The sequence below is a fragment of the Sphingobacterium sp. 2149 genome, from assembly GCF_031455655.1.
GTDB lineage: Bacteria > Bacteroidota > Bacteroidia > Sphingobacteriales > Sphingobacteriaceae > Sphingobacterium.
Window position 1 is genome coordinate 39,205 of record NZ_JAVDTD010000008.1, and the last position, 26,923, is coordinate 66,127.

Annotated in this window: 15 protein-coding genes; 11 read left to right on the forward strand and 4 right to left on the reverse strand. The window is 40.4% G+C overall.

Annotated features, from left to right (window positions below):
• Positions 1–75: 75 nt before the first annotated feature.
• From J2X77_RS12590 to J2X77_RS12640, 11 genes are all read left to right on the forward strand, one after another.
• On the forward strand, positions 76–3,330 hold the full coding sequence (locus tag J2X77_RS12590) for a TonB-dependent receptor (protein ID WP_209577449.1): 3,255 nt from the start codon (positions 76–78) through the stop codon (positions 3,328–3,330).
• Positions 3,331–3,348: 18 nt separating this feature from the next.
• The gene (locus J2X77_RS12595; RefSeq protein WP_209577451.1) at positions 3,349–5,271 is read left to right on the forward strand and encodes a RagB/SusD family nutrient uptake outer membrane protein; all 1,923 of its coding nucleotides are present in this window, start codon (positions 3,349–3,351) and stop codon (positions 5,269–5,271) included.
• Positions 5,272–5,428: 157 nt separating this feature from the next.
• On the forward strand, positions 5,429–7,726 hold the full coding sequence (locus tag J2X77_RS12600; RefSeq protein WP_310081007.1) for a GH92 family glycosyl hydrolase: 2,298 nt from the start codon (positions 5,429–5,431) through the stop codon (positions 7,724–7,726).
• A 206-nt stretch (positions 7,727–7,932) separates the two neighbouring features.
• Entirely contained in the window at positions 7,933–8,295 is a 363-nt protein-coding gene (locus J2X77_RS12605; protein WP_209577455.1) for a hypothetical protein, read from the forward strand.
• 293 nt (positions 8,296–8,588) lie between these two features.
• A complete protein-coding gene (locus J2X77_RS12610; protein ID WP_209577457.1) occupies positions 8,589–9,695 on the forward strand; it encodes an efflux RND transporter periplasmic adaptor subunit in 1,107 nt (368 codons plus the stop codon).
• A 13-nt stretch (positions 9,696–9,708) separates the two neighbouring features.
• Positions 9,709–14,259: an efflux RND transporter permease subunit gene (locus J2X77_RS12615; protein ID WP_209577459.1), complete on the forward strand. Its 4,551-nt coding sequence runs from the start codon at positions 9,709–9,711 to the stop codon at positions 14,257–14,259.
• Between the two features lie 246 nt (positions 14,260–14,505).
• Positions 14,506–16,134: a DUF6377 domain-containing protein gene (locus tag J2X77_RS12620; protein WP_209577461.1), complete on the forward strand. Its 1,629-nt coding sequence runs from the start codon at positions 14,506–14,508 to the stop codon at positions 16,132–16,134.
• A gap of 254 nt (positions 16,135–16,388) precedes the next feature.
• Positions 16,389–19,367: a TonB-dependent receptor gene (locus J2X77_RS12625; RefSeq protein WP_209577463.1), complete on the forward strand. Its 2,979-nt coding sequence runs from the start codon at positions 16,389–16,391 to the stop codon at positions 19,365–19,367.
• Between the two features lie 11 nt (positions 19,368–19,378).
• Complete coding sequence (locus J2X77_RS12630; RefSeq protein WP_209577465.1) at positions 19,379–20,896, forward strand: RagB/SusD family nutrient uptake outer membrane protein; 1,518 nt, start codon at positions 19,379–19,381, stop codon at positions 20,894–20,896.
• A gap of 79 nt (positions 20,897–20,975) precedes the next feature.
• The gene (locus tag J2X77_RS12635; RefSeq protein ID WP_310081011.1) at positions 20,976–22,448 is read left to right on the forward strand and encodes a glycoside hydrolase family 30 beta sandwich domain-containing protein; all 1,473 of its coding nucleotides are present in this window, start codon (positions 20,976–20,978) and stop codon (positions 22,446–22,448) included.
• 57 nt (positions 22,449–22,505) lie between these two features.
• On the forward strand, positions 22,506–23,843 hold the full coding sequence (locus J2X77_RS12640; protein ID WP_209577469.1) for a DUF5125 domain-containing protein: 1,338 nt from the start codon (positions 22,506–22,508) through the stop codon (positions 23,841–23,843).
• A gap of 184 nt (positions 23,844–24,027) precedes the next feature.
• On the opposite strand, the gene folP is transcribed toward J2X77_RS12640, so the two are convergent.
• Genes folP through J2X77_RS12660 form a run of 4 tightly spaced genes read right to left on the reverse strand, consistent with a single transcriptional unit; the run spans position 24,028 to position 26,807 of the window.
• The gene (gene folP, locus J2X77_RS12645; protein ID WP_209577470.1) at positions 24,028–24,870 is read right to left on the reverse strand and encodes a dihydropteroate synthase; all 843 of its coding nucleotides are present in this window, start codon (positions 24,868–24,870) and stop codon (positions 24,028–24,030) included.
• 31 nt (positions 24,871–24,901) lie between these two features.
• Positions 24,902–25,381: a DUF4920 domain-containing protein gene (locus J2X77_RS12650; RefSeq protein ID WP_209577472.1), complete on the reverse strand. Its 480-nt coding sequence runs from the start codon at positions 25,379–25,381 to the stop codon at positions 24,902–24,904.
• A gap of 1 nt (position 25,382) precedes the next feature.
• Positions 25,383–25,961 (reverse strand): L-threonylcarbamoyladenylate synthase, encoded by a 579-nt coding sequence (locus tag J2X77_RS12655; RefSeq protein WP_209577474.1) that lies wholly within the window; start codon positions 25,959–25,961, stop codon positions 25,383–25,385.
• A gap of 27 nt (positions 25,962–25,988) precedes the next feature.
• Entirely contained in the window at positions 25,989–26,807 is an 819-nt protein-coding gene (locus J2X77_RS12660) for a 2,3,4,5-tetrahydropyridine-2,6-dicarboxylate N-succinyltransferase (RefSeq protein WP_209577476.1), read from the reverse strand.
• Positions 26,808–26,923: the final 116 nt, after the last annotated feature.

A 26,923-nucleotide genomic window follows, 5' to 3' on the forward strand; every position in this document is an offset into this window, starting at 1 on the left:
GCTTATTTTTGAAGCGAGCTACTAACTCATTGACGACCAATTGTTGATTTAGTAAACCAATAACTAATATTATTTATGAAAAGAAAGGTGATTCCATTATTTCTTACGCTTTCTGTATGTGGTACTTTTAGTTCGCATATGGATTTAAAAGCTGCAGCTAGCTACACCAATTTCCAACAAGAAGGTATTATTGTAGAAGGAACAGTTGTAAACAGTTCGACAGGTAAAGTCTTGCAAGGTGTTACAATTATTGTTAAGGCAAGCGGGAAATCCACAAAAACCGACGCCGAGGGCCGATACCGAATTGAAATTCCTTATAAGGATGCTCTATTGACCTTTTCATATGTTGGATTTCAACCTCAGCAAATTATTGCGGGAGGTAGGACAACCTTACAAGTTAGTCTTGTAGAGGATGTAAAAGCATTAGAAGATGTGGTTGTTGTCGGGTATACGACACAGAAGAAAAGAAATGTGGTCGGTGCTGTTGCAACGATCACGACCAAGGATCTCGTTCAAAGTCCTGCAGCAAATATTAACAACATGCTGGCCGGAAGATTGCCGGGCCTAGTTGTTAACCAATATGCAGGTGGCGAACCTGGTGTAGATCGTTCTGAACTGTTTATCCGTGGTAAGTCTACATATGGGAATCAATCCCCTATTGTGATAGTCGATGGAATCGAACGCGACATGAGTTATTTGGCTCCAGATGAAATTGAGACCGTTTCGATTTTGAAGGATGCAGCGGCTACTGCTCCGTACGGAATAAGGGGAGCAAATGGTGTTATCGTGGTTACGACAAAACGGGGTCAATCTGCTGATAAGGCAACTGTTGATTTTAAAGCTTCCTATGGTTTAAATACACCAGCACAGTTGCCGATGCTTTTGGGATCTGCTGATTATGCAACGCTTTATAATGAGGCTTTAACTAATGATGCGAAGTTATCAGGTGGAAATATTGATAATTTAAAATTATTTAGTCAGGAGGCGATAGATAAATTTAGAGGCGCAAAGGGGGATAATTCTGATGGTCGAGGTTATAATTGGGATTATTTTGATTATATCTTCAGAACAGCGCCTCAACATGAATACAATCTATCCATACGAGGCGGGAATGATGTGGCGAAATATTTCGTTATGGGTGGCTATATGGGGCAGGAAAATAATTATGATCATGTTGATTTATCGAAATATAATGTATCTCCTAAATTTCAGCGCTATAATTTCAGATCCAATATTGACGTCAACATCACAAAAAACTTGTGGGTTAAACTCAATTTGGGTGCGCGAATTACCAATCGAACATCACCCGGAACTTCTGCTAGTAGATTAATGACACTGGCGATGACGCAGCCACCGTATTTGCCTATTGTTCTTGACGCCAATAGTCAGCCTTCTACGCAGGGCTATCTGTTGAATAATCCCTCTGGATTGCTGTTTGGCAATCAAATTTATCGGTTTAATGTTCTTGGTGAATTGACTAGGTCTGGATATCATACGGAGAAAAATACGTATCTGGAAGGGAGTTTTGCTGTTGGGTGGAATATGGATTTCATTACTAAAGGCCTTTCTGTCGATGGCATATTTTCTTATGATGCTCGTGAACAACAGTGGGTTCGACGTGAACTTGGTACATATAGTGAAGGCTATAGGGTGTATCCTAATTACGCCACCTTTCAACCTACAGATGGTATAGATCTATTTATGAACCCACAATACTATGAAGGCACTTATAGAAATGGTAACAAGTATACAGTTGATCAAACTGTTGGGAACTCATTTACGCAAAGTAGTCCATTTAATAGAACTTTCATTCAAGGAAAAATCAATTACAACCGGCTATTTAATGATAAGCATAATGTGACGGGGATGTTGCTTTTTAATCGCTCAAGCCAGTCTGTCTATGATGCGACAAATTCAAGAGCAAGTGTTGATATTCGTTATCAAGGTATGACAGGACAGTTTACCTATAATTATCTCGAAAAATATTTAGCAGAATTTAACTTTGGTTACAATGGATCTGAAAATTTTATCGAAGGAAAGCGTTATGGCTTTTTTCCGGCGGGAGCATTGGGTTGGGTAATTAGTAAAGAGAAGTTTATGTCCACTACGAAAGACTGGTTGAGCTTTTTGAAGCTTAGGGCATCTATGGGACTCGTTGGGAATGATAAAATGCCCGGTGATGCCCGATTTGGATACTTGGCATTTTTCCAGGGGGGGGATGGTTATAGCTTTGGTGAACAGAATTTTAATAATGGGCTAAGTGGTGTGCGTGAAGGGCGTTTGGCAAACGAAAATATAACATGGGAGAAATCTAGAAAAACGAATATCGGTCTTGATATGGGATTTTTAAAGAACAAAATTAATTTTAGCATGGATGTCTTTGAAGATTATCGTTATGACATTATTACCGAATTAGGATCGGATGATATTGGTTTTCCAGGTGTGGTTGGAAAAACATCACCATTGATCAATATTGGAAAAGTCCGAAATCGAGGTATTGATATTGAAATGAGTTATTCTGATATGATCGGGGATAATCTTCGACTTTCGGTGAAACCTAATTTTACCTTTTCTAGGAACAAGTTGATCTACCGACAAGAAGTTCCACGCCAATATGAGTATAGGCAGGCAACAGGCAAGCGACTTTATGAAAATTTTGTCTATGTTTTTGATCATTTTGTTAAAGATCAAACAGAGGCAGATCAAGTAAATCAGAGTAATTTTCAGCCTTGGGGAAAAGTGGGGCCAGGAGACGTGATCTATAAAGATTTGAATGGTGATGGTAAGATTACCGACTTAGGAGACCGAACTGTTATGGGGAATCCAAGGAGCCCGGAGATTCAATTTGGCTTACCAATCTCTTTACAATATAAGGGCTTTGATTTTAGCCTTCTGTTTCAAGGTGCATTAAATTCCTCCATTTTGTTGAAAGATGCTGCAGTGTGGGATTTCCCAACTTTTGATCAGGACAAACTCGGTTCTGTTCGACCAATTCATTTGGGGCGCTGGACCCCAGAAACTGCTGCAACAGCTACCTATCCTGCATTACATATCGGTAATTCAGAGAATAACAAAAATAGCAATAGCAGTTTGTTTTTATATGACGCTAAATATTTGAGACTTAAAAATATAGAGATTGGCTATAATCTACCGAAGGATCTTATAAAAAAAATTGGTTTGAACCAATTGCGTGTTTACGCCCAAGGAATGAATTTATTTACTTGGTCAGGTCTCAAGGATTTAAGTATAGACCCGGAGATGGGAAATACAAGTGGTTACTGGTACCCGATTTTGAAAGTTTACAACTTTGGGTTAAATCTTAATTTCTAACCTTATGAATGTGTAAATATGAAAAGAATACTTTTTTTTATGGCAGTTGTTGTACTTTCTTTAATCGTAGGCTGCAACAAATATTTAGATAAATTACCTGATGATCAAATCAGGGAAGATGAGGTTTTTACTCGATATGAAAAAGTTAATCAGCTAGTTACGGATGTTTATGCTAAAGCTAAGGGTGTAAATCAGCCTATTTCTTGGTTCTATCATTTTTCGAGTGCTGCAATAACTGATGAGGCAGAGGGATCGACAGTAGAGGGGAATATTACAAACAGATATAACAATGGTGATTGGAATATCAATGAATTGCCAGGAGACAATGGACAGTTTTGGAATAGCATGTTTGACGGCATCCGTAGAACAAACATTATTTTGGAAGGGATCAAGAAGTACAGCACGCCCGATGACATTTTGGAGCCGGGGTCGTTGCCTATGCGTGTAGGAGAGGTTTACTTTTTAAGAGCCTACTTTCATTTGATGGCTGTTCGTATATATGGTGAAATACCTTATATAGACCATGTCATCACAGCTACTGAAAATATGAATTTCGAAAGAGAGTCAGTACATAAGGTTATCGATAAAATTATCGCTGATGCGACAATAGCATATAATGCTGTCCCCGAAAGATGGGAGGGACAGAATTTCGGGCGTATTGATAAAGGTGCATGTCTTGGGCTGATCGCGGAGGCGCGTTGGATGGCCGCTACACCACTTTGGAATGGATCTGCGGCAAAAGGCTACAATGGGACACGTAAGTTTGAATCCGAATATGCCACATATGATCCGCAACGTTGGGTGAAAGCTAAAGAGGCCGCTAAGGCTGTTTTGGACAGCAAGGTTGCTGGAGGAAAACGTTATAGTCTTTATCAAAAGTATTCAAATACCGATTTTGGCGATAGTGGGGGGCAAAATACCAGCAATTCAACGGTTTACACTCGTTTATGGCAAATGTTTTATGATATGGAGGCCTTCAAAAATGAGTATGTACTATTTTTTACCCGCTACAAGGGCGAAGGGTGGTTTGGAGATGTATACCCACCAAGCCGCGGCGGGGGGGCTCGCCAAATGCCGGTGCAGGAGCAGGTCGATGAATATGAGTACCTCTCTCCGGATGGTTTTGGTTATCCTATTTATAGTGGTAAGGCTAAACAAGATGGTTACGATGATGGCAACCCATATACTTCAGTCAAAAGGGATCCACGTTTTTATCGTGATATTATATTCCATGGAGCTGCATTTCGAGGAGGTAACAATAATCCTTCTCAGACTAATATTGCCAGTGGTGCTGATCAGATTGGCGCTAATAATGCGACCCGAACAGGATATTATTTACGAAAATTTTTGCAGGAAGCTTGGAATAAGAATGGGAGTGTTATCATCAGTGCGCCTCCAGTATGGCGTTTACCAGACTTCATTTACATTTACGCCGAAGCAGTTAATGAAGTTGATGGACCAACACAGGAGATCTATGATTTAGTTAATCAGGTACGAGCTAGGTCTTTTATGGCGCCCATGCCTTTGACAACACTTGCTGATAAAAATTTGATGCGTGAGTACATTTATCGTGAACGAAGGGTTGAATTCTTTTACGAGAACAAGAGAGCCTTTGATAGTCGTTTGTATCTAGAACCAAGTAGTTCGGCGGAGAAATCTAAATATCAAACCTTTACTGCATCAGGTAGTACGAATAACGAACGCAGTGTTAATTATTGGAAAAATGGTAATACAAGCTATCCGAAACTTCAGAATATGATTAATGGTATGCGGGCTGTCGAAGACGCAAATGGTAAAATTCAAATTGGAGATAAGCGTTATCGAATGGAGCGTTTCTTTGTAGAAAGTAGGGTCTTTACGGCGCCAACTCACTATCTGTTTCCTATATTAAATTCAGAGATCCAAAAGTCTCCCTCCTTGGGTCAGAATCCTGGATGGTAGTAGTTAAAATGAAAATCCCACATCATTTGATTGTGGGATTTTTTGTAACCATCTTGTGAAAAACAGCTGGTCAATCCGTTATATTTAAATTTCTTCCCTATATTTACTAATACGTTTTAGCTTTTTTCTTAATGACGTTCAACCCAAAAGCATAAATATGTTTAATATTAAAAAACTTACAGGTAGCATTCTTTTTCTATGCGCTATTCATGCAGCTATGGCGCAGCAGCCCTCACCGGTTGATTTTGTGAATCCTCTGATCGGTACCGAATCGAAGTATGAATTGTCTAACGGGAATACCTATCCTGCGATCGCAAGGCCATGGGGTATGAATTTCTGGACACCACAGACGGGCAAGATGGGAGACGGCTGGGTATATACTTACACTGCAGATAAAATCAAAGGGTTCAAGCAAACCCATCAACCAAGCCCTTGGAATAATGATTATGGGCAGTTTTCAATCATGCCTGTCACGGGAACTCCGCAATTTGATCAGGAGAAACGAGCAAGCTGGTTTTCACATAAAGCCGAAATTGCAAAACCTTACTATTATAGTGTTTATCTCGCAGATCACGATGTAACAACTGAATTGTCTCCGTCGCAACGAGCGGCAATCTTCCAGTTTACCTTTCCTAAAACAGATAGTGCTTACGTTATCGTCGATGCCTTTGATAAGGGCTCTTATATTAAAGTAATTCCTCAGGAAAATAAGATCATCGGTTATTCAACAAAGAATAGCGGCGGCGTTCCGGATAATTTTAAAAATTATTTCGTCGTTACTTTTGATAAACCTTTTTCCTACAAAGCTGCTGTTAAAAGCGGCGCGATAAGAACAGATGAATTGGAAATTCAGGATAATCACGCCGGAGCAGTCGTTGGCTTCCCTTCCCTGAAGAGAGGCGAGAAAGTCATTGCTCGGATCGCTTCCTCTTTTATAAGTTTTGAACAGGCAGAAATTAATTTGAAAGAAGTTGAGTCGAAGACATTTCAACAGGTTATTGACGAAGGTAAAGCACAGTGGAATGACGTTCTGGGACGTGTACAAGTTGAAGACCATAATATTGACAGGCTGCGTACATTTTATTCCTGTCTGTACCGATCAACACTTTTCCCTAGAGATTTTTCGGAGATCGACGCAAGGGGTAACCGTATTCACTATAGCCCCTACAATGGCCAGGTGTTACCTGGAGAAATGTTTACAGATACAGGTTTTTGGGACACATTCCGCAGTTTATTTCCACTATTGAATTTATTATACCCTTCTATGAACGATCGCATGCAAGAAGGCTTGGTAAATGCTTATAAAGAGAGCGGTTATCTTCCTGAGTGGGCTTCGCCAGGACACCGCGCATCGATGATTGGAAACAATTCTGCGTCTATTGTCGCGGATGCGTTAATTACTGGTCGGAAGGGATATGATAAAGAGTTATTGTGGGAAGCATTGAAACATGGTGCCAATAATGCCTATCCCAAACACACATCTACTGGCCGTTTTGGTTATGAATACTATAACAAATTAGGCTATATCCCCGCCGATGTAAAGGTCGACCAAAATGTAGCGCGTTCACTGGAGTATGCTTATAACGACTGGTGTATCTATGAGTTTGGTAAAATGTTGGGTAAACCCCAGGCGGAAACAGCTATTTATGCCAAACGGGCAATGAACTATAGAAATCTGTTTGATCCAAGTACTAAACTGATGCGCGGAAAAAATGCCGACGGTTCATTCGTTCCCAATTTTGACCCGAGTGCTTGGTCAAGAGAATATACGGAAGGAAATGCTTGGCATTGGAGTTTTTGTGTATTCCACGATCCTCAAGGTTTAATTGATTTAATGGGTGGTAATAAGTCATTTGTATCCATGTTGGATACCGTATTTGTTATTCCGAGTTATGAGGGGATGAAGAGTCGCGGTATGATACACGAAATGCGTGAGATGCAGGTGATGAATATGGGGCAGTATGCGCATGGTAATCAGCCGATTCAACATATGCCCTACCTCTATAATTATGCTGCAGAGCCATGGAAAGCACAATATTGGGTACGTAAAATAATGGATAAACTCTATTTGCCCACACCGGATGGCTATTGTGGAGACGAAGACAATGGGCAGACCTCGGCGTGGTATGTTTTTTCTTCATTGGGATTTTATCCCGTTTCACCCGGATCAGGAGAATATGTGATCGGTTCTCCACAATTTGATAAGGTGACCCTAAGTCTTGAAAACGGTAAAAAAGTGCTGATTGAAGCTAAGCAAAAGGAGGGAAATCAGGTTTATGTGGACCAACTTTCCTGGAATGGAAAACCTTATGACAGGAATTATATCCGTTATAAAGACTTACTGCAGGGTGCCAACCTTCAGTTCAAAATGAGCGATGCCCCAAATAAAAATAGAGGTACAAAAAAAGAGGACGCTCCGTATTCCTTTAGTCGTGAAAACATAGATAAGAAATAAAATTACTACAGCAATAAGTTCCGTGCGCTCTAATCTATACGAAGATCCGGCGACTTCATTGAACGTTAAAAGTTCTTAACAATCGATGAAAATTGAGTTGTATTTGAAAACCATGATAGTTAATTTTGAGGCTGTCATGGTTTTTTTACATGAATACAATAATCTTGGGTATTTAAAATCATACCTTTGTGGTTCTTAATTAGAATATGTTAGGTAAAATATTTCATTTGTTAATACTCTTTGCATACCTTAATTTGTTGACGTATGATTCTTTCTCGTCAGCAACGGGACAGGTTGTGCATGCGGGTGAGACTATTGTGGAGTATTTTTTAGATGATGTATTGGATTTGGATCCTATTCAATCTTCCCATGAGGAAAAAGTGCTGTTGCAGGATGATTATCGCATATTTGCCGTCAATAGTCAAGTGTTACCAATATTCATTTTTGTTTTCGGTATTGTTTTTACCGCTTTATGCTTTGCAAAGGATGACGAACATCCTTTTTACCGTTCTAAAACCATCTGTCGGCCGGGTTACTATCGGTTCCTATACCGGTTTCGACCGTTCTAACTATTTTCTATTTATCTTTTCATTCAAAGCTCATTTCATTAAAGTTGAAAAGTATGACAGTTTTTGTGCGTCATACGACTGAGGTTATAGCGTACAACTCAGACTTGATGAAGTTATCGTAGTCCCTTTGCTTACATGATCCCTTCAGTCATTGAAATTTAATGGCTAGCAAGAGAATTTAACATTTTACATTTTATTATCGTTTATGAAATACCCATGTCTGGTTAACGCCTACATGGATGAAAATTAATTGGGTATTCCATAGTGACCACTAAAAAGAAGATTATTTCCCTATGAACAAATTACGGATACTGTGCCTTTTACTTGGTGCGGTTGGGATGCTGGCATCATGCCGCTCCTCTAATGCTAACGCTGATCAGAAAGAAGAACTCAAAAATATCCCTGTTGCATCTTTGATGGTGATGGACACCACTGTTTACCAGGAGTATATTGCTGATGTTCAAGCCTTAAAAAACGTCGAGATTCGCTCTAAACTGAATGGTTTTTTGGATAAAATCTATGTCGATGAAGGCGTCTGGGTAAAGAAAGGACAGCTATTATTTAAATATAATAATGAGGAATACCGTTCAGAATTAGCCAAAGCCAAAGCACAGTATGATAATGCTATTGCCGAATCTCAAAAGATAAAACTGGAGATGGAACGAACTCAAAAATTGGTTGACAAGAATATTGTGAGTCCTTCGGAATATAATCTATTAAAGATTCAGCTAAAAGCGTCCAATTCTAAAATAGAGGAAGCTCGTGCGTTGGTTAATCAGGCACAGACAAGATTGGATTATACGGTTATACGGGCCCCTTTTGACGGCCGTATAGACCGTATTTTATTGCGCGAGGGCTCTCTTTTGACCGAAGGAAGTTTGATTACAACAATCTCTGACCTCAGCAAAGTGAATGTTTATTTTGATATTTCTGAACGGGAGTATCTAGCACTTATGCGCGATAAGCTGAATGGCAAAGAAACGCAAAAGTCGGTGAAATTAATTTTAGCCAATGGTGAGCTTTATCCACATGAAGGAATTGCGCATCTTGTTGAAAGTGAGTTTGAAGCCAATACAGGGTCGATTGCCCTCCGGGTCCAATTCCCAAATGCCGAACATATCCTAAAACACGGTGCAACTGGTAAGATCGCGGTACCTATGGAGACAGGGGAGCACACTTTTGTACATCAAAAATCAGTATTTGAGATTCAGGATAAGACCTATGTGTATACACTACAGGCAGATAGTACCGTTAAAATGACACCTTTTAGTGCAGGCCCCCGTGTGGGCCATTATTACATTGTGGACGGAGGTTTGGATTCCAATGCCAAAGTTGTTTATGAAGGAGTGCAAGGACTGCGGAGTGGAATGAAGATTAATCCAAAAATGAGGAAATTGTAGCGGAGGATAGATTATGTTTGAAACATTTATAAAACGGCCTATACTGTCGTTGGTTATTTCGGTGTTTATTACACTTTTGGGTCTGTTGGCCTTATTTACATTGCCCATTACACAATTTCCGGATATTGTTCCACCTTCGGTAGTCGTCAATGCCAATTACACAGGAGCTAACGCCGAAGTGAGTACAAATGCAGTTGCTATTCCTTTAGAAAAGGCAATTAACGGTGTTGCAGGGATGACTTACATGAACTCGGTGTCTACCAATAACGGGAGCACAGTGATTCAGATCTTTTTCGAAGTCGGCACGGATCCAGATATCGCTGCTGTAAACGTACAAAATCGCGTTACAACAGTATTGGATGAGCTACCCGAGGAAGTAATTAAAGCAGGGGTTACTACAGAGAAAGAGGTCAATTCGATGTTGATGTATCTGAATGTTTTTACGGACGATGAAACGGCAGATGAAAGATTCATTTACAACTTCGCGGACATTAACATTCTAAAGGAACTTAAACGTATTGAGGGGGTTGGACTTGCTCAGATTATGGGGATGCGCGACTATGCGATGCGTGTTTGGGTGAAGCCTGACCGTATGGCAGCTTATAATATTTCTGCTGAGGATGTGGTTGCTGCATTGCGGAAACAGAATATAGAGGCGGCGCCAGGTCAAACAGGTATCAGCTCGGATAAAATGCGTAATATGCAACAATATGTTTTGCGTTATCCGGGTAAATTCACTGAAATTGAGGAATATGCTAACGTTCCTATTCGCGCCACGGCAAATGGCTCTATTATTCGTATAAAAGACGTTGCCGATGTTGAATTTGGCTCATTAGATTACGAAATGGTGTCCAAGACCGATGGTCGGCCCTCGGCTTCCATCATGTTGAAGCAATTGCCTGGATCAAACGCGCAGGAGGTTATTCAGCGTGTCAAGGATCGGATGGCAGAGCTGAAACAGACCCAGTTCCCGACGGGCATGACCTATACGATGGGATATGATGTGTCGCGGTTTTTGGATGCTTCAATATCCTCTGTTATCAAAACCTTATTAGAGGCATTCCTTTTGGTTTTTATTGTGGTATTTATCTTTTTGCAAGATTTTAGAGCCACAATTATCCCTATTTTGGCCGTGCCCGTGTGTTTGATTGGCGCATTGTTTTGTATGCAGATGCTCGGTTTCTCCATCAATCTGTTGACCTTATTTGCATTGGTATTGGCGATAGGAATTGTGGTAGATAATGGTATTGTTGTCGTGGAAGCTGTGTATGCCAAAATGGAAGAGGAACATCTCCAACCCATGGAGGCAACATTGGAAGCCATGAAAGAAGTTGGTGGTGCCGTTGTGGCCATCACCTTAGTTATGTCGGCTGTTTTTGTTCCAGTAGCCTTTCTTGCAGGACCGGTCGGAATATTTTATCGTCAATTTTCGCTGACACTCGCAGCAGCTATTGTTATTTCCGGAATCAACGCTTTAACATTGACTCCTGCGTTGTGTGCACTTTTCCTAAAATCACCACACGACCGTAAACCATCGAATAACTGGTTGGACCGTTTCTTTAAAAAATTCAACCAAATCTATGATAAAACTGCCTTTGGATATAAAGGTATTTTGGTAAAAACGAGTGCACGACGCGGACTGACACTTCTTTTGTTGGGAGGATTTTTTGTAGCAACTTGGGGCAGTAGTGCCATCTTACCCTCTGGATTTATTCCAACAGAAGATCAAGGGATGATCTATGTCGCGGTAACGACACCGCCGGGTGCAACTGTAGACCGCACAGAACGCGTTTTGGATAAAATTGACTCCGTATCAAGAAAGCTTGATATTGTTGAAACTGTTTCTACCTTGTCAGGATATAGTATTGTTACCGAAGTATCAGGAGCTTCCTATGGAATGGGTATGATTAACCTTAAGCCTTGGAAAGAGCGGGACCAGACTGTCGATGATGTCATTAAGGAGCTACGCGATAAAACCAAGGATTTTGCTGACGCACAGATTGATTTCTTTCCGCCGCCAACGGTGCCGGGATTTGGTAATTCGTCGGGTTTTGAGTTGCGACTTTTGGATCGAAGTGGTAATGAGGATCTCAATAAAACGGCGGAGGTGCTGCAGAAGTTTATGGACGATATGGAGAAAAGCGAGGTCCTTCAGGATATCAGCTCCAGCTTTGATGTGAACTTCCCGCAATATATGCTGAAGGTTGACTACGATATGGCTGCAAAAAAGGGGATATCAGTAGAAAATGCTATGAATACACTGCAGACCTTGATGGGAAGTCTTTATGCAACAAACTTTATTCGCTATGGACAAATGTATAAAGTGATGGTTCAGGCTGGCCCCGAATATCGCCAACGGCCAGAAGATGTATTGCGCCTATATGTAAAGAATGAGACAGGTGAGATGGTACCTTACAATGCCTTTATTTCCATGGAAAGAATTTATGGGCCTGAACAAATAACGCGTTATAATATGTTTAGTTCAGCCATGATCACAGGGCAGTCTTCAGCGGGTTTCAGCTCAGGTCAAGCCATTGAAGAAGTGGAGAAAATTGCTTCTTCTTTGCCGCAAGGCTATAGTATTGAATGGTCGGGTATGACCCGTGAGCAAAAGATTTCTGGAAACCAGGCTTTGTATATTTTTGCCCTATGTCTTCTATTTGTCTACCTGTTGTTATGTGCGCAGTATGAAAGCTTTCTGTTGCCTTTACCGGTTCTCCTCTGTCTTCCGGCAGGGATCTTTGGCGCATTTATTTTCTTGAAAGTCTTCGGATTGGAAAACAATATTTATGCTCAGGTAGCATTGGTGATGCTGATTGGTTTGTTGGGTAAGAACGCCATCCTGATTGTGGAATATGCCAATTTGAAATATAAGCAGGGAATGGATATCGTGACAGCTTCAATTGAAGGAGCGGTAGCCCGTTTGCGTCCCATATTAATGACTTCCTTTGCATTTATAGCAGGTTTGATTCCTTTAATGATGGCCAGTGGAGCCGGAGCATTGGGCAATCGGAGTATTGGTACCGCTGCGGTAGGCGGGATGCTTATCGGAACTATACTTGGGATTCTTGTCATCCCTGGATTAGTGATTTTATTCTCAAAAAAGGATAATAAGAAACAAGTGGTCAAACAAGCGTCTTTAGTCATAGCCGCACTTATTTTATTGGGTAGTTGTTCGGTGCCTAAAAAGGCCCATCAACCCGAGAAAGTAAATGTACCGACCTCATTTTCCAAAAGCATTTCGCCGGATAGTTTAAATGTAGGCCGCAGGTCCTGGAAGGAAATCTTTAGGGATCCAAAATTAGTTTCTCTGATTGATTCTGCTTTGCTGAATAATATGGATATTCGTCAATCGATCTTGCGACTGGAATCTGCACAAGCTTATTTTAAACAGCGTAAGGCGGCATTAGGGCCAACCGTTGAAGCTGCAGTGGAAGGTGGAATACGGAAATATGGACATTATACAGAATCGGGAATAGGCAACTACGATTCAAATTTTTCGGAAAACCTGAAAAGTGATGAAAAATTGCCTGAGCCCTTTATTCCAGATTATTTTATAGGACTTCGCTCCTCCTGGGAGATTGACCTTTGGGGAAAGTTGAAGAGCCAAAAACAAGCAGCTTATTTTGGCTTTTTAGCTGAACAGGAAGGTAAGCGCCTTTTAGAAACAGAGTTGGTTTCCAATATTGCCACGGCTTATTATGAACTGATAGCGTTGGACCAAAAAATAAAGGTATACGATCGGAATATTGCCTTGCATAAAAATGCATTAGAAGTTGTTGAGCTAAAAAAGGATGCTGGTTATGCAACAGAATTATCTGTACAGCAATTTAAGGCTTTATTAGCCAACTCCAAAGCTGCCAAGGAGCAGTTACTTCAAGAGATAGCTTTGTGGGAACATCATATCAATGGATTACTGGGACGCTTTTATCAACCTATTGTAAGAAGTATCTATACCGAAAATGCAGATTTATATCATGCTATGCAATTTGGTACACCAGATGACCTAGTGAATCAACGTCCGGATATTAAAGCTGCCTATCTCAAGGTGATTGCATCTTCAAACAGCCAAGAAGCTTCACGTCTGGCATTTCTACCTTCTGTTGCAATAAGTCCATTTGTAGGATTACAGAGCTTTAGCTTTGGTAAGCTATTTAACTTGGATAGATCTATTGCTTATAATCTTTTTGGCGGTATCACACTTCCTTTATTTAATCAAAGACAGCTTAAAACGCAGTATGAGATTGCTAAAGCAGACTATGGAATAGCATTTGTGGACTATGAAAAAACGGTTTTAAATGCTTACAATGAGGTTTCTAATGTGATTATGACGCAAGAGGCAATCGTCAAACGACGTAATTTCGTAGATGAGCATGTTCAGGCATTGGAATTATCTATTGAAGCTGCCCAAGAGCTGTTTATTGCCGGGAGGGTGTCATCATTGGATGTTGTGACGGCTCAAAAAGAATCTTTGGAAGCCCAAGTTGGAAAAGTGGAGCTGGAGAAAGAGAGTACGTTAAACCAGATTCTACTCTATAAAGCCCTAGGAGGGGGCTGGCAATAAGATTTTTATTTCAATAGGAAAACTATTTTTCATGCGATAAAGAATTAACTTGTTAATTCTTGGACCCAAAAAGGTCAGGGAAAGAGGCCGTCGTGAGACGTCCTCTTTTTTTCTGATAGTCCTTCATGTTATAGGGCAGAAAGAACATTCAGTTTGTTGTCATTGCTAATGGTTGCTGCAAAGTCATGCATGTTTTGTAGTTATTTTTATGTAGTTTAGGCAACAGAATGTTGAACCGATTTTAGTATGTTGCAGCGCATTTTTCTTTTCCTACTTTTTTCTCATTTTAGTATTTACCTATCTGCCCAAGTGACTTCGGATAGTATTGGCGTTTTACAACGTTTGGAATATTTAATGGACAACCAAAAGATTTACGTCAAAAATCGTGAAGATAAGCTGGAAAAACTGAAACAAGAAGCAAAAGCTCTCGAAAGTAATCCTGCTGAATTTTTGAAGAAAAACTACGAAATCTTTGAAAATTATAAGAAATTTGATTCTGACGCAGCGCTTTCTTATATTTTACTGTGTCAAAAACTGGCTCCGCTAGATAATGATTCTTTACAGGCAGTGATTCATCTCGATTTGGCATGGGTCTATTCCACTATCGGACGATACATCGAAGCCGCACAATTATTGAAGCAAGTCGAGTCAGCTCATCTTGGCAGGGATCTCCTGGCAAAGTATTATGATACCTACAGCTCTTTCTATAGCCATTATGGTCAGAGCAATAATCGATCAGAGTATTATCAGGCAAGTGAAAAGTATCGTGATTCATTGTTGACGGTACTGCCAAAGTCTTCATTGGAATATCGTACCACCATTGCCATAAAAACGTTGTTCAACGGTAATCGTGAGGATGCTAAAAGACAACTGTTAATGCTTTGGAATGAAAACAAGAAGGATGTTGAGCAGCGCGCCCTGATAGCGTATTTTATGGGACTCATATATAAGTATGAGAAGGATATAAAAAGTCAGATCTATTATCTTTCCATATCGGCGAGTGCTGATATTGAAATGGCTAATCGTGACAACGCATCTTTTCACGACCTCGCCCTAACATATTATGATCAGCAAGATTTTGACCGAGCTTTTCAGTTTATCGAAAAAGCAATTGACGATGCGATGTTATGTAAAGTCCGTTATCGGATTATCGAAGGTACCTCTTCATATCCTATCATCAATGCAGCCTATCAGCAGAAAATCAGTAGTCAAAATAGGCAGTTGGTTGGCTTAGTCGTTATCGTCAGTATTTTATTGATTGGTGTCATCATTGCACTCCTTATTATTTATAGACAGGTGCAACATTTGCGAAGAATACGATCACAGCTTTCAGCAACAAATCAGCAGCTTCGATCATTAAATAATGAAATTAATCAGACTAACCTTAAATTATCGGAATCCAACCACATCAAAGAAGAGTATATCGCTCAATTTTTTGATATGTGCTCCAGCTATATCGATAAAATGGAAGATATTAGAAAGGTTTTATTAAAGAAAGCTACAAATCAACAATGGGATGCTCTTCGTGAGCAGTTGAAGTCAACACAAATGGAGGAACGGGAGGTAAAACAACTGTATGTTAATTTTGATCGTATTTTCTTAAACTTATATCCGACCTTTGTTGATGAATTCAATGCTTTGCTCCAGGAGGACGAGAAGATATACCCCAAAAAGACAGAGCTGTTAAATACCGAACTTCGCATCTTTGCCTTAATTCGATTGGGCATTGATGATTCGGTAAAGATTGCAAGCTTCCTGCGTTATTCTCTTCGGACTGTTTATAATTATAGAACAAAGGTACGTAATAAAGCTGCCGGAAATCGGGACGCCTTTGAAGCTGCTGTCTGCCAGATTGCGGTAATTGACCGTGCGTAGACGCAGTTTTCTATACCAAAAAACAGTTGATAATTCGATTCTTTCGCTTATTTAGGTACTTTTTAAAGCGCTCTGGTTTTTGTATTAATCTTATTATTAGGTTGTTGTGTTTTTTAACCGGTACTTTTTAAGTACTCACTCTTTTTTCTGTATCAAGGTGACCTTAGTTTTGTTTTGAGCAATGAAGCAGGGGAAACTCATTGCCATTTTTGGAATAACCAAAAGATGAAACAATAACCAATTTTTTATTTCATATGATTTACTTTACACGAAAAGTTGCCTTTTCTATGGGGTTGGCTTTCCTGTTCACCTTGATGAATTTGGTGTTTGCCCAAGACCGGATCCAAATCAGTGGACGTGTCCTGGATGCCAATGATCAGAAACCACTTTCTGGGGTAACCATTACACAGAAGGGAAGTAGCAATGCAGTCTCCAGTAACGGAGATGGGCGTTTTCAAATGTCAGCTAGTACGGGCAGTACACTCCAATTTACATTTGTTGGATACGATACCAAAGAAGTGCCTGCCAATAGTACCATGGTGGTCCAATTAAACTCTTCTAACAATGTGCTTGAGGACGTCATTGTAATCGGTTATGGTAGTGTGAAAAGAAAAGACGTGACAACTGCAATTTCTTCTGTCTCTACCAAAGATCTAGAGAAGAGACCCGTTACTAATTTTGGCCAAGCTATTCAAGGCAAAGCGGCCGGGGTAACTGTTATTCAGCCGAGTGGTCAACCAGGTGCAGCACCTCAAATACAAATTCGCGGAATAACATCTTTTAATAGCAATACTACTCCTTTGTATGTCGTTGATGGGGTTCCTGTTGAGGATATTAAATTCTTGTCACCAAATGATATAGTGGATATCCAAATTCTAAAGGACGCTTCATCCGGCGCCATTTATGGTTCTCGCGGTTCGAATGGCGTTATTTTAGTAACGACCAAGTCCGGTAAAGCTGGTGAAGCAAAAATAACGCTTGGAACACAATGGACAGCCAATGTTGTCAATAACACTGTCCAGGTTTTAAATACCAGCCAATACAAAGATTTACAGGATGAGATCGGCCTAGTCAACCTTCCGGAAGGGTTGTTGGATCAGACCGACTGGTTTAAAGAGACCTACAAAACAGGTATTCAGCAAAACCATCAAATATCGATTTCGGATGGTAATGAGAAAATCCGTTACTATTTGGGTGGCGGTTATTTGAATGAAAAAGGGACATTACAAGGCTCGTTCTTTAGACGGTATAATTTCCGTGCTAATATTGACAATCAGGTTCGAAAATGGTTAAAGGTCAATGCGAATATCAATTATTCGGATAACAATGATAATGGTATTACCTCGGGCTTGGGATCCAATCGTGGCGGTGTTGTTACCTCCGTGATTACAACACCCACTTATGCGCCGGTATGGGATCTGGCAAATCCGGATCGATTCTATAATAATTTCTATGGGATCAGCAACATCACCAGTCCTTTGGAAAACTTAGCGCGGACAAAAAATAATAATAACCGAGAAAATCGGATTGTCGCCACAGGAAGTGCATTGGTTTCTTTTATGCCGAACCTCACTTGGAAAACTTCGTTTTCATTCGATCGAAGATCTGGCATTATGACTACCTTCCTGGATCCTTGGACGACAGCATGGGGAAGAAATCAATTTGGCGAGGCCTCCGACATGCGTAATACAAACACCGTATTAACTTGGGATAATATCTTAACGTATAGCAAAAGCTTTGGTAAGCATAATCTGGAAGTAATGGGTGGTTCTTCCTGGACAGATTCTAAGTACGCTAGAAGTGAGATTTTTGGCTCAAACTATGCAAATGGCATCATTGAAACGCTGAATGCTGCCAATAAGATTTCTTGGGACAGGACAGGATCTACGGCATCAAACTGGGGAATTATGTCCTATTTTGCTCGTGCCATGTATAATTATGATGGCAAGTATTTAGTGACTGCGAATATGCGTGCAGACGGTTCGTCGAAGCTTAGCCCAGAACACCGTTGGGGATATTTTCCATCGGTTTCGGCTGCATGGAGAATCTCTTCGGAAGACTTTATGAAAGATATTGCCTGGATTAATGATTTTAAAATACGCGGTGGATGGGGACAAACTGGTAATCAATACGGATTAGGCGATTATGCATATCTACAATTAAGCGGTATCCAACGTCAACAGTGGTTTGTAGAGGGGAAAGAAAATTCATTGCCCAATATCAACAAACCAACAATCTTACGAGCGAAAGACCTGACTTGGGAAACAACAAGTACCACCAGCATCGGTTTTGATATCACCATGTTGAGCAACAGGTTAACGGTCAGTGCCGATTATTACAACAAGGATACCAAAGATCTTTTAATGAATGCAAGTCTACCTGCAGGACAGCAAGCAAACACGATCCAGAGAAATGGTGGCCGTCTGAACAACCATGGTTTTGAATTTGCGGTGAATTCAAAGAATCTGACCGGAAATTTAACTTGGAACACAGATTTTAATATTTCTTTCAACAGAAATAAACTACAGCAATTGGATTTACAACAGGTGTATTATGATGTCAAGACAAACGATTATGTCAATGACTTCGTGGTAAAAAATGAGCCGGGGAGATCGCTTGCAGGATTCTACGGTTATCTATCAGATGGTGTAAATCCTGAAACGGGTGAACTCATGTATCGTGACCTGAATGACGATGGTAAGATTTCATCAAGCGACCGTACCTATATCGGTAATCCGCTTCCAAAGTTTGTGTACGGTATGACAAACAGCTTCTCTTATAAGAATTTCGATCTAAGTATATTCATTCAGGGGACTTATGGCAATGATATCTTCAATGCCAGCCGTATGGAAACAGAAGGAATGTATGACGGTCGCAATCAAACAACAGTGGTATTGGATCGTTGGCGGGTACCTGGACAAATTACGCATGTTCCAAAAGCAGGTTTCGATATGAAAAACTCAAGCTATTTTGTCGAAGATGGCAGTTATCTGCGCATGAAAAATGTTTCTTTGGGTTATTCTATCACGCCTGAAAAACTGAAACGGATTGGTATCAACAAAATTCAGCCTTATCTATCCGTAAGTAATCTATTTACCTTGACCAAATATTCGGGCATGGATCCGGAAGTAAACCAGTATTCTGGCGGATCCGATGCTAGAATCCAAGGTATTGATTGGGGAACCTATCCACAGAATCGTTCATTTGTTTTAGGTCTTAATATTGAGTTTTAATTGTCTGTATCATGAAAAAATATATAAGTAACGCGCTTTCTTTGCTAACCGGCTCTTTGTTTTTATTTTCTTGCTCTTTGAACCGTGATCCACTTTCAGATTATTCGGATGTTAGTCAAGGAAAGACAGAGACAGGAACGCAGATCGTTTTCAAGAATAAAGCCGAAGTTGAAACTTATTTGGCCGGAATTTACCAGCAGATGAAAGATCGGCAGGAACATTGGTATCTCGACCTCCTCTTGATTGGCGATTCCCACGCCGATAATTCCTATGCGGGAACAACCGGCGCGGAAGTTGTACCTTTTGAAAATAATTCTATTGAAGGGTCTAATTCTGTGGTTGACCGGGATTGGGGAAGATATCTGGAAGATGTTGGACGTGCAAATCGATTGATCATTTATGTGGATAGTGTCGCCGATAAATCGGTGAGCGATACAGAAATTAGGACTTATAAAGCACAAGCGAAACTATTCAGAGCATTGGCGATGTTTGATATGGTCCGTATATTTGGATCTATCCCTGTCATTACCACAATTGCACCCGATATTACCGGTGATAATGTCAATGAAGTTTATCCGCAGTATTTCCCTAAACAAGCTACCGAAGAAGAAGCTTACAAACAGATCGAAAAAGATTTGATGGATGGATTGGCAGATGCACCAGCCAACAACAACGGAAATAAGACTTTATTTACCAAATCCGTAGCGCGAGCTATGCTGGCAAAGATCTATGCCGAAAAACCAATTCGCGATTATGCTAAGGTTATTCAATTTGTTGACGCATTGACTGCGGATGGTTTTGATCTGAATACCAATTACTCAGACTTATATGCAATGAATGCAAGCAACACCGATCTTGCACAACGGAATACGAAAGAATCGATTTTGGAGGCACAGTTTACTTCTGGAGGAGGTAACTGGGCGACTTGGATGTTTGGAAGGGATTTGTCCAATTATGATAATAACTTCACATGGGCAAAATGGATAACCCCATCACGGGATTTGATACAGACCTATACGAATGAGGGAGATCAAATTCGTTTGGGGCAATCTATCGTCTATTATTCCACTACTTGGAGCAACTATTATCCTTCCAATCATTATCCATTCATGTTTAAACTGCGGTCTGCATTTAATAGTATTGTCAAGCTTCGTTACGCAGATCTTTTATTGCTTAAGGCAGAAGCTTTAATTCAACAGGGATCAGATTTATCCGGTGCAGCAGACATTATTGACAAAATTCGCACACGTGCTAAATTGCCTAAAATATCCGCTGCCATACGTTCAAATAAGGACGCTTTATTAGACGCTTATTTGAAAGAACGTCGTCTTGAATTGGCCTTCGAAGGACAACGATGGTTTGATCTCGTGCGCTTAGACAAGGTCGAATCTGTCATGAATGCTGTTTATGCAAAAGATGCTGGAAGAAAGGCACAGGTGTATCCCTTCACGAAGAACTCTTACCGTTTACCGATTCCGCAACCAAAAATTGATCAGAATCCTAACCTCGTTCAGAATCCGGGGTATTAATTGATTTAACAAGTGGAATCCCCCATCTGATGGATGGAGACAAATATATTAACAGATGAAACGTAATAATAAAAAAACTATGATATATACATTCTTGTTGTCCTGTCTAGTGACGGCAACATCTTGTAACCGTGACAGCTATACACCTTCACAAGGTGATGAAATTAAAAAAAGTGGTGATGTTACCATTTATACGACGACAGGCAGTCGGTCTTTGGATTTTGGAAAACGCTTTGTTGATTTCAGTTCCAAATTTAACATGTCGCCCAATACAATTACGTTAGATCCAGCGAAGAAATTTCAGACTATGGATGGCTTCGGCGCAGCAATTACAGGTTCTACATGCTATAATCTAATGAAAATGAGTAAGGAAGATCGAACAAAATTTCTTACAGAGACTTTTTCCGATAAAGATGGGATGGGCATGAATTACATTCGTATTGCTATTGGATGCTCCGACTTTTCTTTGAGTGAATACACCTGCTGGGACAAGCAAGGGAAAGAAAATTTCGGCATGCAGATGGAAGAAACCCAATATATCATTCCGGTACTTAAAGAGATACTTGCTATCAATCCATCTATAAAGATCATGGGCTCACCATGGACTCCACCGAAATGGATGAAAGTTAACAACCTGACTGATTTAAAGCCTTTTGATTCCTGGACTAGCGGACAGCTAAATCCAAAATACTACCAGGATTATGGTTGGTATTTCGTGCAATGGATCCAGGCAATGAAGAAAGAAGGTATCAATATTTATTCCATTACTGTTCAAAATGAGCCTTTGAATAGGAAGAATTCCGCGTCGCTTTATATGTCATGGCAAGAACAACAAGCTTTTGTAAAACAATCTTTAGGGCCACAATTAAAAGCAGCAAACCTGTCGACAAAAATATATGCATTTGATCATAATTATAACTATGATGATATTGCTGATCAGACTGATTACCCTGTGAAGATTTATAACGATGCCGAAGCAGCATCATTCTTTGCGGGAGCGGCTTACCACAACTATGGTGGTGATAAAGCTGAGCTAATAGATATCCATAATCAACGTCCGGATAAAGAACTGGTCTTTACAGAAACATCCATTGGGGAATGGAATGATGGCCGGAATCTTGAAAAACGTTTGATGGAAGATATGCGTGAAGTCGCCATTGGCACAGTTAACAATTGGAGTAAGGGTGTAATTGTCTGGAATCTGATGTTAGATACCGAAAAAGGACCGAATCGTGAGGGCGGCTGTCAGACATGTTATGGAGCTGTAGATATCAGTAAGGCGAATTATAAAAATATAACACGCAATTCGCACTATTATATTGTTGGTCATCTTTCTGCGGTGGTCAAATCAGGAGCGATACGGATTGGCGCCTCTGGGTATACTGCTGAAGGCTTGGTTTATACGGCGTTTCAAAATACAGATGGAACCTATGCTGTTGTTTTATTAAATGACTCAGGCGATAGCCGCAAAATCACATTGGCTGACGGTAAAAATCATTTTAGCTATGATGTGCCAGCAAAGGCGGTTGTTTCTTACCGCTGGACTTATTAATTGGAGGACGATAAACCCTAAGCGCTATCTTGCCGATAGCGCATAAATTATGAATAAATGAAAAGATACTTCATCAATCTACTCTTGGGAACTGCTGCTCTTGCCGCAGTAAGTTCCTGTAAAAAGGATGAAAAATATACCTATCAGGTAGGGGATCCTAAAATCGAATTGAAATCACCTATCTCATCCGCAAATTTTGGTGATAGCCTAGAATTCCAAGTGCACGTTTCCGATAACGAAGTTGCACTCTCTACGGTTAAAGCCCAGTTGTATTTTACAGATGACAAGGTAACAGAGACCGTGATCCGTACCAAAGAAAACGGAGACTACGCTGGAAAGATTTATGTTCCATTCCTGAAAGGTATTCCTGACGGAAAAGCAACATTAAAATTTGTCTTGCAGAATATAAGTCAGAAAACGAGCGAACAGTCTTTTGATCTAAGCCTCAGCAGACCTGACTTTCCCTATTTAACCTTGGTCACCGAATCCAAGTCCTATCGAATGGAAAAGGTAGGACGTAATCAATATGCAGCAAAAGAAAACTTTCCTGCAGAAGTAAAAGGCTATATCCAAGCGCCAAAAGTTGGTTCACAAGGAAATGCAATGAATTTTGGTTGGGTCAATAATGTTATTAATTTAGGTTCTACTGCCGAAATTCCATTCTCGAATTCGACTTCTGGTGTATATCCGATTCAATTTAATACATTGACCTTTCAGGCTTCTCCGTTTATTGTTGTTCTACTCAATGGATCGCAGTTTAGCCGACTTGATGATAAGCATTCCAAAGTTGAAATCGAGCTCGCGCAAGGAAAATCGACAACCTTCGAAGGGATTGCGGATCTGCAAAATTGGTGGATTGATCCAGATTACTTTGCTCAAGCGGCCGATGGAACTCTTTCGTTTAAAGGAGCAACCGGGAAATACCGTGTTACCGCAGACTTTAGCCTAAAATACTTTGTGGTTGAGGCGATGATAGGTAATGATTTGGCAAAACTACAAGATGACGGAACTGGTGCCGTCTGGATTATTGGCGAAGGAATTGGAAAACCTAAGGTATCCAGTAATCAGGTAGGCTGGAATACGGATAAAGCGCTTTGTTTGGTTCCGTTAGGTAATAAGAAATATCAGATAACGGTTAAGGCCGGAGAGTCTATAAATTCTGATAACATCAACTTCAAATTTTTCCATCAAAAAGGATGGGGAGGGGAATTTGGAGGTGCGGACATCACAACTACAAGTGATATTGTATTTGTGGGGGATGGCAATAATGGACGTGACTCGGGTAATCTTGGTATAAAAACCGGTAAAGTATTAGAATCAGGTAAGACTTATATTTTCACGCTGGATTTGACTGCCGGGAATAAGAAGGCTGTGTTGACCGTAGCAGCGAAATAAAATAAAACGAGTTTTGGAATTCCTGGGCAGTTTTTTTGCCCAGGAATTTTTATCTAAGCTTAACTTATTTGATAGATTTCAAGTCTTTCGGACCATTCCTATATAACAGTTGGACGATAGCAAGGAAAGTCCGTATCACACTGTGAAAATCCGATGATATGCTTTTTAGGAAAATAGAGCTAATCTATGAATAGAAGAGATCAACTAACTGTTTCGCTTCTTTTACATCATGTACACGTAGAATTTGTACGCCTCTTTCGAGCAGTAATGTATTCAAAGCGGTAGTACCGTTTAACGCTTCCTGGGCTGTGATCCCGATTTTTTTATAGATCATGGATTTGCGGGATATTCCGCCCAAAATTGGTAATTCGAAGTAGTGAAGTTCATTGACACGATAAAGCAACTCATAGTTCTGTTCGGCTGTCTTGGCAAAGCCAAAGCCTGGATCAAGAATAATGTCTTTCACCCCCATACTTCTTAGCACGGCGATGCGCTCACCCAAAAACGTGGCAACATCCGTTACAATATCTGTGTAGTCTGTTTGTTCCTGCATATTTTCGGGAATACCGCGCATATGCATAAGAATGTAAGGAACCTGGTATTTGGCTACTGTAGCAAACATATTATCGTCGAGTGTACCACCAGATACATCATTAATGATGTGAACGCCTGCTTCGACCGCTGCAGCTGCAACGTCGGCCCTGAAGGTATCAATTGATAAAATGGCATCAGGAAACGCTGCTTTAATTGCTCGAATTGGGGAAAGGGCTCGATCCATTTCTTCCTGTGATGAAATTAATGGTGCGCCTGGGCGTGACGAATAGGCGCCAATGTCGAGAATTTGCGCTCCCTCAAGCAATAACTCCTTCGCTTTCTCTACTGCACGCTCTACGGTCGTATTATCGCCGCCATCGTAAAAAGAATCTGGCGTCACATTGAGTATCCCCATAATAATGGGCATATCGAAGGTCATTAAGGTGCCATCGACTAGTATGGATTGACAGGGTGACGTTTGGAATCTTTTCATCTGAACAACGACAGCTTAAGCGTATGCAACTTTATTTTATAACCAAAACACCATCAGCGATAATGCTAATGTCTTTTTTGGGTTGTGTAATTTGATCTATTTCAGCCTGTGATTTGCCAAGATCCTTTGCCGCATGTTGTAAAGATGCGACGGAAACTTCTTTTTTCTTTGCGCTTCCCTCCACGACAACCGTCTTACCCACAATATCAGATGGCATAAAGAAACCATAGTCTTTAAAACGAACGGTAATAGGCTCTTCCCCGTCACGTTGTAAGGTCATGAAACAACCCTTTTTCTTACACACTTCTACCACCTTACCCGTTATCTTTCCATGAAAAGCATTCTTTTGTGTAAGCTCCTTTTCGAGCTTTGCCACTGAAATCGCATTGGAAGCAGAAATCTCTTTCCCATATTTTACACCGGGCTTGGCTGCGAGAATATCCTTTTGCTGCCCGAATGAAAAGCGAGTGGCGACAATGGATAAAACAAGAAATAAAAAGACCTTTTTCATATTATTTTCTAATAAATTCGAATTTACCACTTGGGTCCAGCTTCATGACAGTAGATGATTTCCCATCTGTTGTTACGTCTCTGTCGTAGGCGACAATATAGTCAACTCCAGCTTTAATGGTGTCAGCAATTTCATCAAAATCTTTTGCCGTAGGTTCACCACTGATGTTGGCTGAAGTGGAAATTATGGGTTTGCGAAAGCGTTGTAAAAGCTGTTCACAAAAAGGGTGTTTGACAATTCGAATGCCAATAGATCCGTCTTCTGCTATAGCATTGGGAGCAAGATTTTTGGCATTCGAATAAACAATTGTCAAAGGCTTTTCTGTGTATTCAATAAGTTGATAAGCGACTTCCGGGATCTCATTGACATAACTCGCAAGTTGATTGTCATTATGTAATAAGACTATCAAACTTTTAGATTTATCCCTTCCTTTCAGTTGAAAGACTTTTTCTACCGCTTCAGGGTTGGTAGCATCACAGCCTATTCCCCAAATTGTATCTGTTGGGTAAAGGATTAGTCCGCCATTTTTTAGCGTTTCCAAGGCCTTATTCAAATCTTCCCGATCTACGAATCCACTCATCTTTAATTTTCTATGCAAATTTTAAACTTAAACCGCAACATTGTGTTCACGTAAAGCATCGTTTAATGAAGTCTTTTTGTCCGTAGACTCTTTACGTTGTCCAATAATCAGGGCACAAGGAACCTGATATTCTCCAGCTGCAAATTTTTTGGTATACGATCCTGGAATGACAACAGAGCGGGCAGGCACATAACCTTTATACTCTATCGGCTCAGGTCCAGTCACATCAATAATTTTTGTTGAGGCTGTCAGTACAACATTGGCGCCTAATACGGCTTCTTTTTCAACGCGAATACCTTCGACAACAATCGCCCTTGATCCGATGAAAACATTATCTTCGATAATAACCGGAGCAGCTTGTACAGGCTCCAATACACCGCCAATGCCAACGCCACCACTTAAATGTACATGTTTGCCGATCTGGGCGCAAGAGCCAACAGTTGCCCATGTATCCACCATCGTGCCTTCGTCTACATAAGCACCAATATTAACATAGGAAGGCATCATAATAACTCCTTTAGCCAAATAAGCACCTAAACGAGCGGATGCGCCTGGTACAACACGTACACCCGTATGCTTATAGTCTGTTTTGAGTTTCATTTTATCATGAAATACAAAAGGCCCAGCAGTCATTTCACGCATGTCATTAATTGGAAAGTACAAAATAACAGCTTTCTTGATCCAATCGTTCACGTGCCATCTCGTGCCAATCAGTTCAGCAACGCGAATTTCACCACTATCTAATTTCATGATGACCGTACGAATTGCTTCCGTATATTCTTTATATTCTAATAATTGCCTATCTTCCCAAGCTTCCTCAATCAGTTTTTTAAGTGGCTCTACCATATTATTTTTTTGCTTATTTGAATTAGTTTATTTTGATGTACAAACTTAGATAAAGTTGGACTTAAAAGCAACTTTATCCATTGTTCCTTGCGTTATACTTAACGGATACCAGCAGC